The sequence below is a fragment of the Azospirillum sp. TSH100 genome, assembly GCF_004923295.1.
Classification (GTDB): domain Bacteria; phylum Pseudomonadota; class Alphaproteobacteria; order Azospirillales; family Azospirillaceae; genus Azospirillum.
This window is the reverse complement of sequence record NZ_CP039634.1, coordinates 1,454,061-1,469,413: the sequence shown is the minus strand read 5'-3', so window position 1 is coordinate 1,469,413 and position 15,353 is coordinate 1,454,061. Positions and strand designations below refer to the sequence as shown.

General features: G+C 68.2%; 13 protein-coding genes. 7 read left to right on the top strand and 6 right to left on the bottom strand.

The annotated features are described in order from the left end of the window. Positions 1 to 265 precede the first annotated feature (265 nt). Complete coding sequence (locus E6C72_RS07040) at positions 266 to 1,273, top strand: tripartite tricarboxylate transporter substrate binding protein (protein WP_247875887.1); 1,008 nt, start codon at positions 266 to 268, stop codon at positions 1,271 to 1,273. Between the two features lie 40 nt (positions 1,274 to 1,313). Here E6C72_RS07040 and queC read toward each other — a convergent pair whose 3' ends face one another. The 4 genes from queC to E6C72_RS07020 all read right to left on the bottom strand — a co-directional run bounded on the left by queC (position 1,314) and on the right by E6C72_RS07020 (position 6,342). Beyond that, positions 1,314 to 2,042: a 7-cyano-7-deazaguanine synthase QueC gene (gene queC / locus E6C72_RS07035; protein ID WP_109442521.1), complete on the bottom strand. Its 729-nt coding sequence runs from the start codon at positions 2,040 to 2,042 to the stop codon at positions 1,314 to 1,316. 87 nt (positions 2,043 to 2,129) lie between these two features. Next, complete coding sequence (locus E6C72_RS07030) at positions 2,130 to 4,004, bottom strand: PAS domain S-box protein (RefSeq protein ID WP_247875886.1); 1,875 nt, start codon at positions 4,002 to 4,004, stop codon at positions 2,130 to 2,132. 174 nt (positions 4,005 to 4,178) lie between these two features. Next, positions 4,179 to 5,006, bottom strand: a complete 828-nt coding sequence (locus E6C72_RS07025) for an alpha/beta fold hydrolase (RefSeq protein ID WP_109442520.1) — start codon at positions 5,004 to 5,006, stop codon at positions 4,179 to 4,181. A gap of 10 nt (positions 5,007 to 5,016) precedes the next feature. Beyond that, entirely contained in the window at positions 5,017 to 6,342 is a 1,326-nt protein-coding gene (locus E6C72_RS07020) for an O-acetylhomoserine aminocarboxypropyltransferase (RefSeq protein ID WP_109442519.1), read from the bottom strand. A 312-nt stretch (positions 6,343 to 6,654) separates the two neighbouring features. Between E6C72_RS07020 and E6C72_RS07015 the strand changes: the two genes are divergently transcribed. From E6C72_RS07015 to E6C72_RS07005, 3 genes are all read left to right on the top strand, one after another. Continuing rightward, positions 6,655 to 7,698 (top strand): iron ABC transporter substrate-binding protein, encoded by a 1,044-nt coding sequence (locus E6C72_RS07015; RefSeq protein WP_109442518.1) that lies wholly within the window; start codon positions 6,655 to 6,657, stop codon positions 7,696 to 7,698. A 190-nt stretch (positions 7,699 to 7,888) separates the two neighbouring features. Next, entirely contained in the window at positions 7,889 to 9,418 is a 1,530-nt protein-coding gene (locus E6C72_RS07010; protein ID WP_247875885.1) for an iron ABC transporter permease, read from the top strand. Further along, on the top strand, positions 9,415 to 10,494 hold the full coding sequence (locus tag E6C72_RS07005; protein ID WP_109442517.1) for an ABC transporter ATP-binding protein: 1,080 nt from the start codon (positions 9,415 to 9,417) through the stop codon (positions 10,492 to 10,494). Before E6C72_RS07010 ends, E6C72_RS07005 begins: the two co-directional genes overlap by 4 nt. A gap of 18 nt (positions 10,495 to 10,512) precedes the next feature. Here E6C72_RS07005 and E6C72_RS07000 read toward each other — a convergent pair whose 3' ends face one another. Continuing rightward, positions 10,513 to 11,646 (bottom strand): carboxylate-amine ligase, encoded by a 1,134-nt coding sequence (locus E6C72_RS07000; RefSeq protein WP_109442593.1) that lies wholly within the window; start codon positions 11,644 to 11,646, stop codon positions 10,513 to 10,515. An 18-nt stretch (positions 11,647 to 11,664) separates the two neighbouring features. Continuing rightward, on the bottom strand, positions 11,665 to 12,450 hold the full coding sequence (locus E6C72_RS06995; protein ID WP_247875884.1) for an N-formylglutamate amidohydrolase: 786 nt from the start codon (positions 12,448 to 12,450) through the stop codon (positions 11,665 to 11,667). 215 nt (positions 12,451 to 12,665) lie between these two features. Between E6C72_RS06995 and E6C72_RS06990 the strand changes: the two genes are divergently transcribed. From E6C72_RS06990 to E6C72_RS06980, 3 genes are all read left to right on the top strand, one after another. Then, positions 12,666 to 13,370 (top strand): hypothetical protein, encoded by a 705-nt coding sequence (locus E6C72_RS06990; RefSeq protein ID WP_109442516.1) that lies wholly within the window; start codon positions 12,666 to 12,668, stop codon positions 13,368 to 13,370. Between the two features lie 172 nt (positions 13,371 to 13,542). Continuing rightward, a complete protein-coding gene (locus E6C72_RS06985; RefSeq protein ID WP_371298436.1) occupies positions 13,543 to 14,400 on the top strand; it encodes a DMT family transporter in 858 nt (285 codons plus the stop codon). 161 nt (positions 14,401 to 14,561) lie between these two features. Further along, on the top strand, positions 14,562 to 15,353 hold the full coding sequence (locus tag E6C72_RS06980) for a FadR/GntR family transcriptional regulator (protein WP_247882029.1): 792 nt from the start codon (positions 14,562 to 14,564) through the stop codon (positions 15,351 to 15,353).

Here is a 15,353-nt window from a genome sequence, read left to right as displayed (position 1 = left end):
CGGTCCGAGCCTCCAGCACCCCGAATCCATGGGTTGCATTATCATCATGCATAGCATCGTAGTCGAGCGCCTTCTGCGCCGTATCGCGCGCCAGCGTTCGGCGAAATTGATAAAATTCAAACAGTCCTGACGGAGTCTCGCAGCATATTACCCGTCACGGTACACATCTGCTATATCAATGCACGCAATATCGCCGACCCCGGGTCTTTGACGTCACCATGGTCTGGATCGGCATCCTGAGAGCTGGCCCGATGGAGCGGACGGAATGATGACAGCAGCGACCCGATTTCTGCGCATGGCCGGCGGCCGTGCCGCATCCCTTCTCGGCACCGCGCTGGCGGCGATTGCCCTGAGCGCCGCTGGCGGTCCGGCGGCGATGGCCGCCTATCCGGAGAAGCCGATCACCATGATCGTGGCCTATGGGGCCGGCGGTTCCACCGACGTGACGGCCCGCATGCTGGCGCCCTACATCGAACGCTATCTCGGTGGCGGGCGGATCATCGTGCTGAACCGCCCAGGCGCCGGTGGGGAGATCGGTTTCGCGGCCATCGCCGATGCGGCGCCCGACGGCTACACCATCGGCTTCATCAACACGCCCAACCTCGTCACGATCCCGATCGAACGGCAGGCGCGCTACGGCCTGGACCGGCTCGACCCGCTGGTGAACATCGTCGACGACCCCGGCGTGATGACCGTCCGCGCCGACAGCCCCTTCCGTTCGGTCGCCGACGTGGTCGAGCATGCCAAGACCAATCCCCGCACCCTCACCGTCGGCTCGACCGGAATCGGATCGGACGATCATCTCGCCATGCTTCTGCTGGAACGGCAATCCGGCGCGAAGCTGATCCACGTCCCCTTCCCCGGCAGCGCGGAGAATTACCGGGCGATGCTGGGCCAGCACATCCAGATCTGCGACCAGAATCTCGGCGAAGGTCTGCGCGGGATCGCCGGCGGCGACCCGGTGCGGATGCTGGGGGTGATGAGCCGGTCACGCTGGGACATGGCGCCCGACCTGCCGACCTTCCGCGAGCAGGGCTATGCCATCGACATGGTGTCGATGCGCGGCATCGGCGCGCCGAAAGGCCTGCCGCAGGACATCCGCCGCACCCTGATCGAGGCGATCACCAAGGCCGCCATGGACCCGGAATTCCAGGCCAAGGCGCGCGAGACCTTCCAGCCGCTGCGCATCGTCGGCCCGGACACCTTCGCCGCCGAACTGAAGCAACTGGATGGCGAGTTCCGCACCCTGTGGGCCGAGATGCCCTGGAAATGAGACAGGAAAAACAAGACCGGGTCCGCAATGATCCCTTTCATTACGCTTTGGTTCCGGCAGCGTAACGAATTGGATCGGCCGTTCCCACCTCGGAAAAGCCCTTCAATCTCAGCAGGCAGCTGTCGCAGGCCCCACAGGACAGCCCCTCCGGCGTCGGGTCGTAGCAGGAGTGGGTCAGGCCGTAGTCGACTCCCAGTTCCAGGCCGCGACGGACGATCGCGGCCTTGTCCATGGTCATCAGCGGCGCATGGATCTTGAACCGGCTGGTGCCTTCCACCCCCGCCTTGGTGGCGAGGTTGGCCAGCGTCTCGAAGGCGGCGATGTATTCGGGACGGCAGTCGGGATAGCCGGAGTAATCCAGCGCGTTGACGCCGATGAACAGATCGGACGCGCCCAGCGTTTCGGCCCAGGCCAGCGCGAAGGACAGGAAGACGGTGTTGCGCGCCGGGACATAGGTGACCGGGATGCCCTCGCCCAGATCGGCCTCCAGCTCGGCGGCGCTGTCGTGCTTGGGCACCGCGATGCTGTCGGTCAGGGCAGAGCCGCCGAAGGCGCGCAGGTCGATGTCGGCGATCACATGCCGCTCGACGCCCATGGCGGCGACCACCCGGTGCGCCGCTTCCAGCTCCACCGAATGGCGCTGGCCATAGCGGAAACTGAGCGCATTGACGCGATAGCCCTCGGCCTTGGCGATGGCGAGCACCGTCGTCGAGTCGAGCCCGCCGCTGACCAGCACCACCGCGTCCCGGATACCGCTCTGCCCTGCCATCGCACACCTGCCTTTCCGAAGCCGTCCGCCCGCTCGATGCGAACATCCTGCGACAGCTTCTGGCACATCCGGACGGTACAGACCAGATCAGGACATCAGCGCCAGCAATTCCGCGATGGTCATGATGCGCGACGGCGGCAGGCGGATGGTGGCGGTACAGCCCTGCCCCAACGCGCTGTCCAGCCTCAGCGTGCCGCCATGTGCCTCCACCAGACGCAACGCCAGCGGCAGGCCGAGACCGACGCCCTCGTGACGGCGGTTGGTGCCCTGATCGATCTGGGCGAAGGGGGTAAGCGCCTTCTCGATATCCTCCGGCCGCATGCCGATGCCCTGGTCGCGCACCGACAACTCCACCCAGCCATCGGCGGCAAGGCCGGCGGTCAGACCGACGGCGGCTTCCGGATGACTGAACTTGATGGCGTTCGACAGGATGTTCCCCAACGCCTGGCCGAGGCGTCGCTCGTCGCCGCGAAGCGGCGGCAGGTCGCCGTCGACCACCACCCCCACCATCACCCGCTGGCGATTGGCGTGGAAGCGCAGGTCCGCCACGGTCCGTTCGACCAGCGCGGACAGGTCCACGGTTCCTTCCGCCAGCGACAGCCCGCCGTCATCGATCCGCACCATGTCGAGGATGTCGTCGATGATCGCCAGAAGCTGTTCGCCCGCCTGCCGGATCGCACCGACGCAGTCGTCCGGCCGGCCATTCCGCTGCCCGTCCGCCGCAACGGTCCCGACTTGTGCCTCCAGCAGCTGTGAAAAGCCGATCACCGCATTCAGCGGGGTGCGCAACTCGTGGCTCATGGCGGCGATGAAGGTCGATTTCGCATGATTTCCGGCCTCTGCCGCCTCCTTGGCGGCCAGAAGCTCGGCTTCCGCCCGCCGACGGTCGGTCACGTCGCGGAGAATGGCGGTGTACAGCCGCCGCCCCTCCACCTCGCTGGCGCTGACCGACAGTTCGACCGGAAAGCGCGTGCCGTCGGCACGCTCCGCTTCCGCCGCGCGATCGCGGGCGACCAGCGCGGTGGTCTGGCCAGGTGCGAACTCCAGCCGGACACCGCCCTCCTCGCGCAGGTCGGACAACGGAATCAGGCGGTCGAGCGGGCGCCACAGCAACTCCCCGGCGGCGACACCGAACATCGCCTCCGCCGCACGGTTGAAGCTGATCAGCACATCAGCCTCGTCGATGATCAGGATCGCTTCGGCGGCAGTGTCCAGGATCGCCTCGTTGCGCGCCTCCGACAGGCGCAGAGCGTTGGCGGTATGCACATATTCGCTGACGTCGGTGATGGTGGCGATTGTGCCGCCATCCTCCAGGCGGATGCGCTGGCACAACACCCGCCGGTCGGCCCCCGACCCGTCGGGATCATGGAAACGGAAATCGGTCGTCACCGACTCACCGTCCGGGTCCAGCCGCCACTCTGCCGCCACCCGCGCCCGGTCCTCCGGATGGACGGCATCGAGCCAGCCCTCGCCGAGCAGCCGGTCGGGCTCCAGCCCGGTGATCCCGGCAAGCCGGGCATTGGCGAACAACACCTGTCCGCCGGCATCGGCCTGCAGGATGCCGACCGGCACCGCCTCCGCCAGGGTGCGGTAACGCGCCTCGCTCGCTCGCAGCCGTTCCGACAGGGCGATGTGGTCGCTGACGTCGCGGATGTTAAGCACCAGCCCGCCGATGACAGGATCGGCCATCTCGTTGCGGGTGGTGACCTCAAGCCAGCGCCAACCGCCGTCGGAATGGCGGAAACGGAACGCAGCGCGGCTGCTGCTGCCGGCGGGGGCACTCCTGCGGAGATGGAGGCGGCGGTGCACCTCCTCCACATCGTCGGGATGGATATGACTGTCGAGGGAGGCGCCGGTCAGCATCTCCGGCCTGTGGCCCAACAGATCGGCGACGGACTCGCTGATGTGGCGCACGCGCCCGTCCGGCGAAAGAACCGCGACGACCTCGCGGCGATCCTGCAACAGGGCGTCTGCCCCAATGTCCCCAAACGCGCCATTCTGCAAGACGACACCCCCGGACCTGCGACGAACGGCGGGGCTATCCACAACCCCGCCGATCAGGGTAGTCGAGCGTCGTTAATGGTTCATGTCAGGATAAACCCGACTCCAAGCGGATTAATTTCCACAGTGAAATCTTCAGCCGCGCCGCAGGGACAGGAAAGATGTCAGCGCCTCCAGAACTGCGTCGGGAGCCTCGGTCATCACCATGTGTCCGGTCTGCGGCAGGACGACGACCTGCGACGCCTTGACGCGGGCGGCCAGCGACCGCCCGGCCTTTGCCGGAGTCATCTTGTCGAGCGCGCCCAGCAGGAACAGCGCCGGACAGGCGATCGTCGCCGCTGCCTCGGCCCCCTGCCCGTACTCGTTGCAGGCGGCAAGGTCGACACCCAGCACCCCCGGCCGGACCGAAGCCATCAGCCGGCGCCCGCCGGGGATCAGGGCCAGACCCGGCGTCGGACAGCCGCCACCTTGGGCACCGCCATGGCCGCGCGGACCATGGCCCCAGCCGATCACCATCTCGATGGCGGATTGTTCGCCGGCATGGGCGGCGGCCAGCAGGTCGGGATGGACCGGCATCCGCTCCGCCACGCCCAGCAATGCCACCGCCTCCACCCGTCCACCATGGCGGGCGGCTGCATCCAGCGCCACCAGGGCGCCCATCGAATGGCCGATCAGCGCCGCGCGCTCCAGCCCGGCGGCGTCGAGCAGAGCGACCAGCCAGTCGGCGATGGCGGCGATGCTGCCCAGCGGCTCACCGCCGGAACGGCCATGGCCCGGCAGGTCGACCGCCAGGACCGAACGGCCATGGTGGGCGAGATAACGGCTTTGCAGGCTCCACACGCTGTGGTCCATGCCGGCGCCGTGGATCAGCACGACAGCGGGACGGGCCGGGGGACGCGCGGGATCGATCTCCCGGCCGCCGGTGTGGACGAAGACGGGGTTCCCGTTGACGGTCAGCTGCATGGCGCGGCCCTCAGCCCTTGGTGGCGGCGCGCAGCGCCTGCTTCAGATCGTCGATCAGGTCGTCGCAATCCTCCAGCCCGATGGACAGGCGGATCATGTCCTCCCCCACCCCGGCGGCGGCGAGTGCGGCAGCATCAAGCTGGGCATGGGTGGTGCTGGCGGGATGAATGACCAGCGACTTGGCGTCGCCGACATTGGCAAGGTGCGAGAACAGCGTCAGCGACTCGATGAAACGTCGCCCGGCCTCACGGCCGCCATCCTCGCCATTTCCCCGGATGCCGAAGGAGATGATGGAGCCGGCACCATGCGGCAGCAGCCGGGATGCCAGCGCATGGTCGGGGTGGTCCACCAGCTCGGGGTAGGAGACCCAGGCGACGGCGCCCTTCTCGGCGGCCAGTTCCCCTTCCAGGAAGCAGACGATCTTGCGGGTGTTGTGAATGTGGCACTTCATCCGCAACGGCAGCGTTTCCACCCCCTGCAGAATCTGGAATGCGTTCATCGGGCTCATGCAGGCGCCGAAATCGCGCAGGCCTTCGGCGCGGGCGCGGGCGATGAAGGCGGCGGGACCGAATTCCTCGGCGAAATCGATGCCGTGATAGCCGGCATAGGGTTCGGTCAGGGTCGGGAACTTGCCGGACGCCTCCCAATCGAAACGGCCGCCGTCGATCACCACACCGCCGATGGCGGTGCCGTGGCCGCCCAGCCACTTGGTGCAGGAATGCATGACCAGATCGGCGCCATGCTCGAACGGCCGGCAGAGATAGGGCGTGGTGAAGGTCGAATCGATCAGCAGCGGGATGCCGGCCTCGTGCGCGATGGCCGCCACCTTCGGCACGTCCAGCACCTCCAGCCCCGGATTGCCCAGCACCTCGCCGAAGACCAGCCGCGTTTCGGGGCGGATCGCGGCACGAATGCCGTCGAGGTCACGCGGATGAACGAAGCTGGTGGTGATGCCGAATCGCGGCAGCGTGTAGGCCAGCAGGTTGCGGCTGCCGCCATAGATCGAGGAGGAGGCGACGATGTGCCCGCCCGCATCCATCAGCGTCATGATGGCGAGCGTCAGCGCCGCCTGCCCGCTGGCGGTGCAGACCGCCCCCACCCCGCCTTCCAGCGTCGCCAGCCGCTCTTCCAGCACCGCGACGGTGGGGTTGGAGATGCGGGAATAGATGTGGCCGGGCCGTTCCAGGTTGAACAGCGCCGCCGCCTGATCGACGTCGCTGAAGACGTAGGAGGAGGTCAGATGGATCGGAACCGCCCGCGCCCCGGTGGCCGGATCGGGCTTCTGGCCCGCATGCAGGCTCTGCGTGTCGAACTTCAGGAACTTGGCGCCCGCCATGCTCCTCCCTCCCCTTATCGTTGGAACCGGAAATTGAAAGAGGGCCGCCTGTGGTCGAGCGGCCCTCCTTTGCTTTTCAGCGTCTTATTTGCCAGCCCTGTTCAACCCGCATTCCAGCGGTATCGACGGTGCGGAAGCGTATGGAGGCATGACGCGCGCGTCAAGGTGGTTGAACCGGCATGAACGGCGAGGATGGGCAAAATCATGGCCGCCCCGCGCGAATGAGAACAAGTTGCAACAAGTTGGCGCAAGGACTAAAAGGCGGGGGTGGCATGGCCCGACAGGCCGTGCCTGCCCGCAGAAGAGGTTGGAATGAAGATCTCCCGCTCCCGGTTCGTCCGTTCGCTCGCCCTTGCCTCCGCTCTCGCCGCATTGCCGGCCGTCGCCCTGACCGGCTCCGTCTCGGCCCAGACCACGCCGAGTGCCGACGGCATCACGGTGTACAACGCCCAGCATGCCAGCCTGACCAAGGAATGGGTGGAGCGCTTCACCCGCGAGACCGGCATCAAGGTGACCGTGCGCAACGGCAGCGACATGGAGCTGGGGAACCAGATCGTGCAGGAGGGGGCTGCCTCCCCCGCCGACGTTTTCCTGACGGAGAATTCGCCGGCGATGGCCCTGGTCGACAATGCCGGCCTTTTCGCGACGCTGAGCCCCGAGACACTGGCTCCCGTGCCGGAAAACTTCCGCCCGGCCAGCGGACATTGGGTCGGCATCGCCGCCCGCTCCACCGTCTTCGCCTACAACACCGGCAAGCTGCCCCAGGACAAGCTGCCTAAGTCGCTGCTCGACCTCGCCAACCCCGAGTGGAAGGGCCGGTGGGCCGCCTCGCCGGCCGGCGCCGACTTCCAGGCCATCGTCGGCGCGCTCCTCCAGCTGAAGGGCGAGGCGGCCACCGCCTCCTGGCTGAAGGCGATGAAGGAGAACGCCAAGCCCTATCGCGGCAACAGCGTCGCCATGAAGGCGGTGAATGCCGGCGAAGTCGAAGGCGCTGTGATCTACCATTACTATTACATCGGCGATCAGGCCCGCACCGGCGGCGAGAACAGCAAGAACGTCGCCCTGCATTATTTCCGCAACGGCGATCCCGGCGCCTTCGTCAGCATCTCCGGCGCCGGCGTCCTGGCGTCGAGCAAACACAAGGGCGAGGCCGAGGCCTTCGTGAAGTTCCTGACCGGCAAGGGCGGCCAGGAAGTGCTGCGCGACGGCGACTCCTACGAATATGCCGTCGCCGGCGGCATCGCCTCCAACCAGCGGCTGGAGCCGCTCGACAAGCTCCAGGCGCCGAAGGTCAAGCCGGAGGCCCTCAACAATAAGGCCGTCACCGACTTGATGACTGCGGCCGGCCTGCTGTAATCCCTGCTGCCGTTGCCCGCGGCATCGGATCGCGGGCAACGGCGGTCGAGGTCCGTCCATCCGGGCGGACCAGGGGCCGGTTCCGGAGTTCGCCGTCATCACTCTCAACACGCAACATACGCAGCACCCGCCGGATGGCCCGCCCAACGGTGGCAGCACCGCCTTTCCCGCCGCGGCGTCCCTCATTGCCGTGCGGAGGACCGGGCGTGCGCCGCTGCCGGTGCTCGCCGTCACCTCCCTGGTCGCGGCGCTCGCCCTCATGCCACTCGCCTTCGTGGTCTGGGTCACCATCCAGACGGGCTGGGATACCGTCGTCGAGCTGGTGTTCCGCCGCCGGGTCGGCGAGCTGCTGGGAAACACGCTGCTGCTGGTCCTGCTGACCCTGCCGCTGTCGGTCGTGGTGGCGGTGACGCTGGCCTGGCTGACCGAACGCTCCGACCTGCCCGGACGGCGCTTCTGGGCTTGGCTGGCGGTGGCGCCGCTGGCGGTTCCCGCCTTCGTCCATAGCTATGCCTGGGTGACCGTCGCGCCCGGCATGCATGGTCTGGCCGCCGCCGTCCTGGTCTCGGTCCTGGCCTATTCCCCGTTCCTTTATCTGCCGGTGGCGGCGCAGCTACGCCGGCTCGACCCGACCATGGAGGATGTCGCCGCCTCGCTCGGCCACGGCCCCTGGCGGGTGTTCCTGACCGTGGTGCTGCCGCAGCTGCGGGTGGCGGTCTATGGCGGCTGCCTGCTGATCGGCCTGCATCTGCTGGCCGAATACGGCCTCTATGTGATGATCCAGTTCGACACCTTCACCACCGCCATCGTCGACCAGTTCCAGTCGGCCTACAACGGCCCGGCGGCGAACATGCTGGCCGGCGTGCTGGTTCTGCTCTGCATGGGACTGATGGGCGGCGAGGCGCTGCTGCGTGGGCAGGAGCGCTATGCCCGCGTCGGCAGCGGCGCCGCGCGGCAGGCCGCACCGGCCAAGCTCGGCCGGGCCACCCTGCCCTGCTTGGCCATCCCGCTGCTGTTCGCCGCCCTGTCGCTCGGCGTGCCGATGCTGACGCTCGGCCGCTGGCTCGCGATCGGCGGCGCCCGCATCTGGCAGGGTGCCGACATTGGCGGCGCGATCGTCCAGACCGTCGCCTTGGCGCTGGCCGGCGCCCTGCTGACCACACTGGCCGCAGCCCCGATGGCGTGGCTGTCGGTGCGTGCGCCCAGCCGGCTGCAACGGGTTCTGGAAGCCTGCCATTACTATGTCGGCTCGCTGCCCGGCGTCGTGGTGGCGCTGGCGCTGGTGACGATCACCGTCCGGGTCGCCCTGCCGCTCTACCAGACCGTCGGCACCGTGCTGCTGGCCTATATGCTGCTGTTCCTGCCGCGCGCCCTGGTTGGCCTGCGGGCCAGCATCGCCCAGGCGCCGGTCGAGCTGGAGCGCGCCGCCATGGCGCTGGGCCGGACGCCGTTGCAGGCGGTGCGCCAGATCACCTTCCGGCTCGCCGCTCCCGGTGCGGCCGCCAGCATGGCGATGGTGGCGCTCGGCATCACCAACGAACTGACGGCGACCCTGATGCTCGCACCCAGCGGCACGCGCACGCTCGCCACCGAATTCTGGGCGCTGACCAGCGAGATCGACTATGCCGGGGCGGCACCCTACGCGGTGATGATGGTCGCCGCGTCGCTGCCGATGACGATCCTTCTCCACATCCAATCGAAACGGGCCGCCGGACGATGAGCTTCCTTCAGGTTCAGGGACTGGGAAAACGCTACGGCGACGCGGTGGCCCTGGAGGACGTCGCACTGTCGGTGCGCGCCGGCAGCCGCACCGCCATCGTCGGCCGCTCCGGGTCGGGCAAGACCACGCTGCTGCGCATCATCGCCGGTTTCGAGACCGCCGACGGCGGCCGCATCCTGCTGGACGGCCGGCCGCTGGTCGAAGCCGGCACGATGGTGCCGGCCCACCGCCGCGGCATCGGCTATGTGCCGCAGGACGGCGCCCTGTTCCCGCATCTCAGCATCGCCGACAACATCGCCTTCGGCCTGGAGCGCAACGACCCGACCCGGCGGACCCGCATTTTGGAGTTGCTGGAGGCGGTGGAGCTTGACCCGCAGATGCTGGAGCGCCGCCCGCATGAGCTGTCGGGCGGCCAGCAGCAGCGCGTCGCGCTGGCCCGCGCGTTGGCCCGCAAGCCGGCGCTGATGCTGCTGGACGAGCCCTTCTCGGCGCTCGACACCGGCTTGCGCGATTCACTGCGCCGCACCGTCGCCCGCGTGCTGCGCGAAGCCGACATCGCCACCATCCTCGTCACCCACGATCAGGCCGAAGCGCTGTCCTTCGCCGATCAGGTGGCGGTGATGCGCGAAGGCCGCCTGACCCAGGCCGGTCCGCCCCAGGAGCTGTATCACCGGCCGCGCGACCGCGAGACGGCGACCTTCCTGGGCGACGCCATCATCCTGCCGGCCGAGGTCGAGAATGGCTGGGCCAGTTGCAGCCTCGGCCGGCTGACGGTCGCCGGCGGATCGCGGAATGGCGCCGCCGAGATCATGCTGCGCCCGGAACAGCTCCGGCTGGTGGTGGATCACGACCACTCCCACAACGGCGGGGACGGTGGCGCCACAGGCTGGGGCCGCGTCGTCGATGTCGAGTTCGGCGGCTCGGTCTGCAAGGTAGCGGTCACGCTGGGCAATGCGCCGGGCCAGCCCGGCCCGCTGCTTCTGCGCCATTCCAGCATGGATCTGCCGCGGATCGGCAGCCGCGTGCGCATCCATGTCCAGGGCGAGGCGCATCTCTTCGACACGCCTCTGCGCTGACGGCCTCCACAGGAGCCGTCAGCGCACCCCCACCATCGTCTCTTCCGCAAGCCAGTCTACCACCCGCCGCAGCGCCTCGTCCTCGCTGGCGCCGTCGGCGAGCGCCGCCTGGAAGATCGCGATCTGCCGGTGGGCGCTGGTGCCACGCTTGAGGATCTCGCGGGCCCTTTCGACCTCGGCCGTACAGCCGAAATGCAGGGCGTCCTCGCGTGTCAGATCGATGATCTCGTCCAGCAGGTCGGCATAGGGCACGATCCGCCCCTGGCCGAAATCGACCAGCCCGCTGTCCAGGCCATAGCGCTGGGCCCGCCAGCGGTTCTCCTCGATCAGCAGGTTCTTGTAGGGCCGCCAAGTGACGTTGCGCGCCTTCAGCCGCCACAGCATGCGCAGCAGGCAGCGGTAGAGTGCGGCGACCGTCACCGCATCGTCCAGCCGGGTGCAGATGTCGGTGATGCGCATCTCCAGCGTCGGAAAGCGGGAAGACGGACGGATGTCCCACCACAGCTTGCTGGCATCCTCGATCACCCCGGCATTCACCAGCACGGCGACATGGCTCTGATATTCGCCATAGCTTTGGAAGCCGGCGGGCATGCCGGTGCGCGGCAGCTCGTGCCAGACGCTGAGCCGGTAGGAGCGGCGTTCCATGTCGCGCCCGCGCCAGAAAGGCGAGGAGGTCGACAGCGCCAGCAGATGCGGCAGGAAATAGCGGACCTGATTCATCAGGTCGATGCGCAGGTCGTCATCCTCGATCCCGACATGGACATGCATGCCGCAGATCATCAGCCGGCGGGCAGGTGCACCCAGGTCGCGGGCCAGCATGTTGTAGCGGTCGCGGTTGGTGTGCTTCTGCGGCTCCCACGCGGCGAAGGGATGGGTGGAGGCGGCGATCGGCGCCAGCCCATAGCGGTCGGCGACACCGGCCACCGTGCCGCGCAGCGCCGCCAGTTCGGCCCGTGCCTCCTCCAGCGTCTCGCAGACCGGCGTTCCCACCTCGATCTGGCAGCGCAGGAACTCGGGATGGATGCGGCCGGGCGCCTGCTCCTGGCAGGCTTCCAGCATCTCGTCCGGCGGGCTCGGCACGATGTCGCGCGTGCCGCGGTCGACCAGCAGATATTCCTCTTCCAGGCCGAGGGTGAAGGACGGTTCGGTCACGGCGCGTTCCATAGCTCGTCAGGCCCGGGGGTAATGGTGGATGGCGGTCAGCGACGGCAGGGACAGCAACGGTTCCAACGCATCGCCGATCACCTGCGCCCACAGATCGGCGCCTTCCGGCGTGGCGATCAGGTCCTGCCGCACCTCCAGCAGCACGTTGGGGTAGCCGGCGGGGGTGGCATGGGTTTCCACCGTGCCGCCCAGCGTGCCGCGACCGGAATAGGGCTGGTTGTCGCCGACGCACCAGCGGCCGTCGGCCTTCAGCGCCCCGATCAGCGGCACCGGCAGGCGGGGATCGTTGTCCCACAGCACGCCGATGTGCCAGGGCCGTGCCACCCCGCGCATCGCGGGCGTGAAGCTGTGCACGGACACCAGCACCGGCACCTGCCCACGGGATCGGATCGCCACCACCGCCGCCGCAACCGCGGCGTGGTAGGGCTTGAACAGCGCCTCCACCCGCTGGGCCTGGGCCTCGGCATCGAGCGCGCGGTTGCCGGGGATCACCACGTCGTCGCTGACCACCGGAATGGCGGTGGGATCCTCCAGCGCCCGATTCGGATCTATGACGAGCCGCGAGAAGCCCGACAGCACTGCTGTGGCGCCGAATCGCGCCGCCAGCCGCCGCGTCACTTCGGCAGCGCCGATGTCATAGGCGATGTGGCGGCAGAGCTGCTCCTCCGGCAGACCGAGGTCGCCGAGCGACCGTGGAATGGCGCGGGACGCATGGTCGCATACCAGCAGCAGAGGTCCGCCGGCATCCGGATTCAGCGTGGTCGCCGGCGGCGGATCGTCAGGACCAAGCAAGGGGCTCGTCGCACGCGGCGCCGGTGCGGGAGCGGTGACGGGCTGGCGATGTTCGGAGGGATGGGAAGACATGCGACACAGTAACGCAACCTCCACGCAGGACGCCACACTGGGGGCCATGCCGGGCGGAGGCGCCGCCGATGGTGGTAGTCCGAACGGCAAACTGCTAGGCTTCCCCTCCGTCTCCGCGCGAACCCACCCGGAAGAAGACCCGCATGCTTCGCCTGCTCACCCTTTGCCTTGCCGTGATGGCGCTGCTCAGCGCTTGCGGCCCCATTTACGAGACGCAGTACAGCCTCATCCCGCCAAGTTCGGCTGAAGGCCGGCTCTGCGTCAACCAGTGTCAGCAGAACCGCAATTACTGCCGTCAGAATTGCGGCATGTCGCAGCAGGCCTGCGTGAACGAGGCGCGGTCGCGCGCGCTCTATGACTATCAGGCCTACGTCAACCGCCAACAGGCGGAGAAGAAGCCGATCAAGAAGTCGGTCGGCGATTTCGACCGATCCTACTCCTGTGGCAACAGCAGCTGCGAAGCGCGCTGTGAATCCGACTATCGCGACTGTTTCGGCGGAAGCTGTGGCGGACAGGTGATCGCCAAAAGCGTCTGCACCGCCTTCTGCGATCAGGAAAAGCCGGCCGCCGCCGCCCCGAGGCTGAGCCCGGTGCCGCAGGGCGGCACCCAGGCGCCGATGATGCAGGCCCCGATGGGATCGGCTCCGATGTCCAACAGCGGCGGCTATCCGGCTGGCGCCTCGCTGTGCCAGCCCGGCATGCGGGTGTCTGTGGAGTGGAAGGGCGACTGGTACCCAGCCACCGTCAAGGACCATCCCCGCAATGACGGCCGTTGCCCGGTCCACTACGACGATTACGGATCGGAGGACGACGAGCTGGTCGCGCTGCGCCGCATCCGTCCGCGCTGATCCGCCGTCGCGTTTCCCCCGTCGGCAGCCTCCGGGAGAATCCCGGAGGCGCACGGCAGCCATGACTGGCAACCGGCTGGCCCCCCAGCCGGGGCGTCATTATAAGCGCACCATGCCAGACGCCAGTGCCATCCCAGTCGACCATGCGTACCGGACACAACGCATCGCCCTTATCGCGCTGCTGATCGGCGCTCTGGGCATTGCCTTCGCGCCCATCTTCGTCCGGCTGTCCGATGTCGGTCCAGTCGCCATCGGCTTTTGGCGGACCGCGTTGGCAATGCCGGCGCTGGCGCTGTGGATGGCCGCCGAGTCGCGTCAGCGGAGCGGGCGTGCCAGCCGCCGCCCCTCCTCCATCGGTGACTATGCCCGTCTGTCGCTGGCCGGGCTTTGCTTCGCCGGCGACCTCGCGATCTGGCACACCTCGATCCGCTACACTTCGGTCGCCAACTCCACGCTGCTGGCAAATTTCGCCCCACTCTATGTGGCGCCCGCCGCCTGGTTCCTGTTCAAGGAGCGCATCACCCGCCGCTTCGTCATGGGCATGCTGCTGGCGCTGGCCGGGGCTATCGTGCTGATGGGCGAGAGCTTTCAGCTCGATGCCGATCATCTGTTCGGCGACGCGCTGGCCCTGCTGACCGCCGCCTTCTATGCCGGCTACATCCTGTCGGTCGGGCGCCTGCGCAGCGAATTCTCCACCGCCACCATCATGACCTGGAGCGGCGCCATTTCGGCCGCGGTCCTGCTGCCCATCGGCCTCTATGACGGCGAGGCGATGCTGCCGGCGACCGCCACCGGCTGGGCCGTGCTGGCGGGGCTCGCCCTGTTCAGCCATGCCTGCGGCCAGAGCCTGATCGCCTACGCCCTGGCCCATCTGCCGGCCTCCTTCTCGTCGGTCAGCCTGCTGCTTCAACCGGCCGCCGCCGCCATCCTCGCCTGGGTTCTGCTGAACGAACCGTTGGGCCCCTTGCAGGCGCTGGGCGCCGCCGTAATTCTGGTGGGTATCCTGCTGGCCCGCCCCGGCGGCCGGTAAGCGTCCACATCCGGAAGGGCCGGCGCCACAACCGGCATGTTTTTCCATCGCACGGGCAAGGCGCCGCAGCGTGTCTGTGGCCCATTGACCGCACCCGCCGGGACCGTTACCGGTATGACCAATCAGCCATGAACCGCTTTCCGACCAAAGGGGAACAACCCGTGCCCGGCACCGACGACAGCGCTCACGTCCCCTCCTCTTCCCAGCGGATTTCGGAGTGGGTGGCACAACAGCTTCTCGACCGCATCGCGCGTGGCGAGCTGGTGCCGGGCGAGCGTCTGCCGGGGGAACGCCAGCTGGCCGAGCAGCTGCATGTCAGCCGCGTCTCCGTCCGCGCCGCCTTGCAAAAGCTGAAGACCCAGGGCTTCCTCACCGCCGTCCAGGGCGGCGGCACCCGCGTGGTCTCCTCGGCCGGCGTCATGGACGGCGCCCTCACCGCGATGGTGCGCAGCACCCACCAGAACCTCTGCGACCTCGTGGAAATCCGCATGGCGCTGGAAAGCTGGGCCGCCCGGCGTGCAGCAGAGCGGGCCACGCAGGAGCAGATCGACACCATCGGCCGCATCCTGGCGGCGATGAGCGAGACCAACCGCGACGGTGGACGCGCGGCGGACGACATGGACTTCCACGTCGCCGTCGCCCAGGCTTCCGGCAGCCCGGTCTATCTGCACCTGCTGTCGACCATCCGCGACATCCTCGGCAACATGGTCGAGATGAAGCACACCGAGCCCTTCATGGAAAACCATGAGGCGCTGATGATCGAGCACCACCGTGCCATCCATCAGGCCATCGCCCGGCGCGATCCCGATGCAGCCGCCAGTGCGGTCACCGCGCATCTCGGCTGGATCCTGGCGCGCTACCGCACCATGTCGGAGCATCCCGCCGGCGGGACGAATGGCGGGACGGAAGGCGCGACCGACGCCACGCCCTCCTCCGACAGCGCCGGCGCCTGA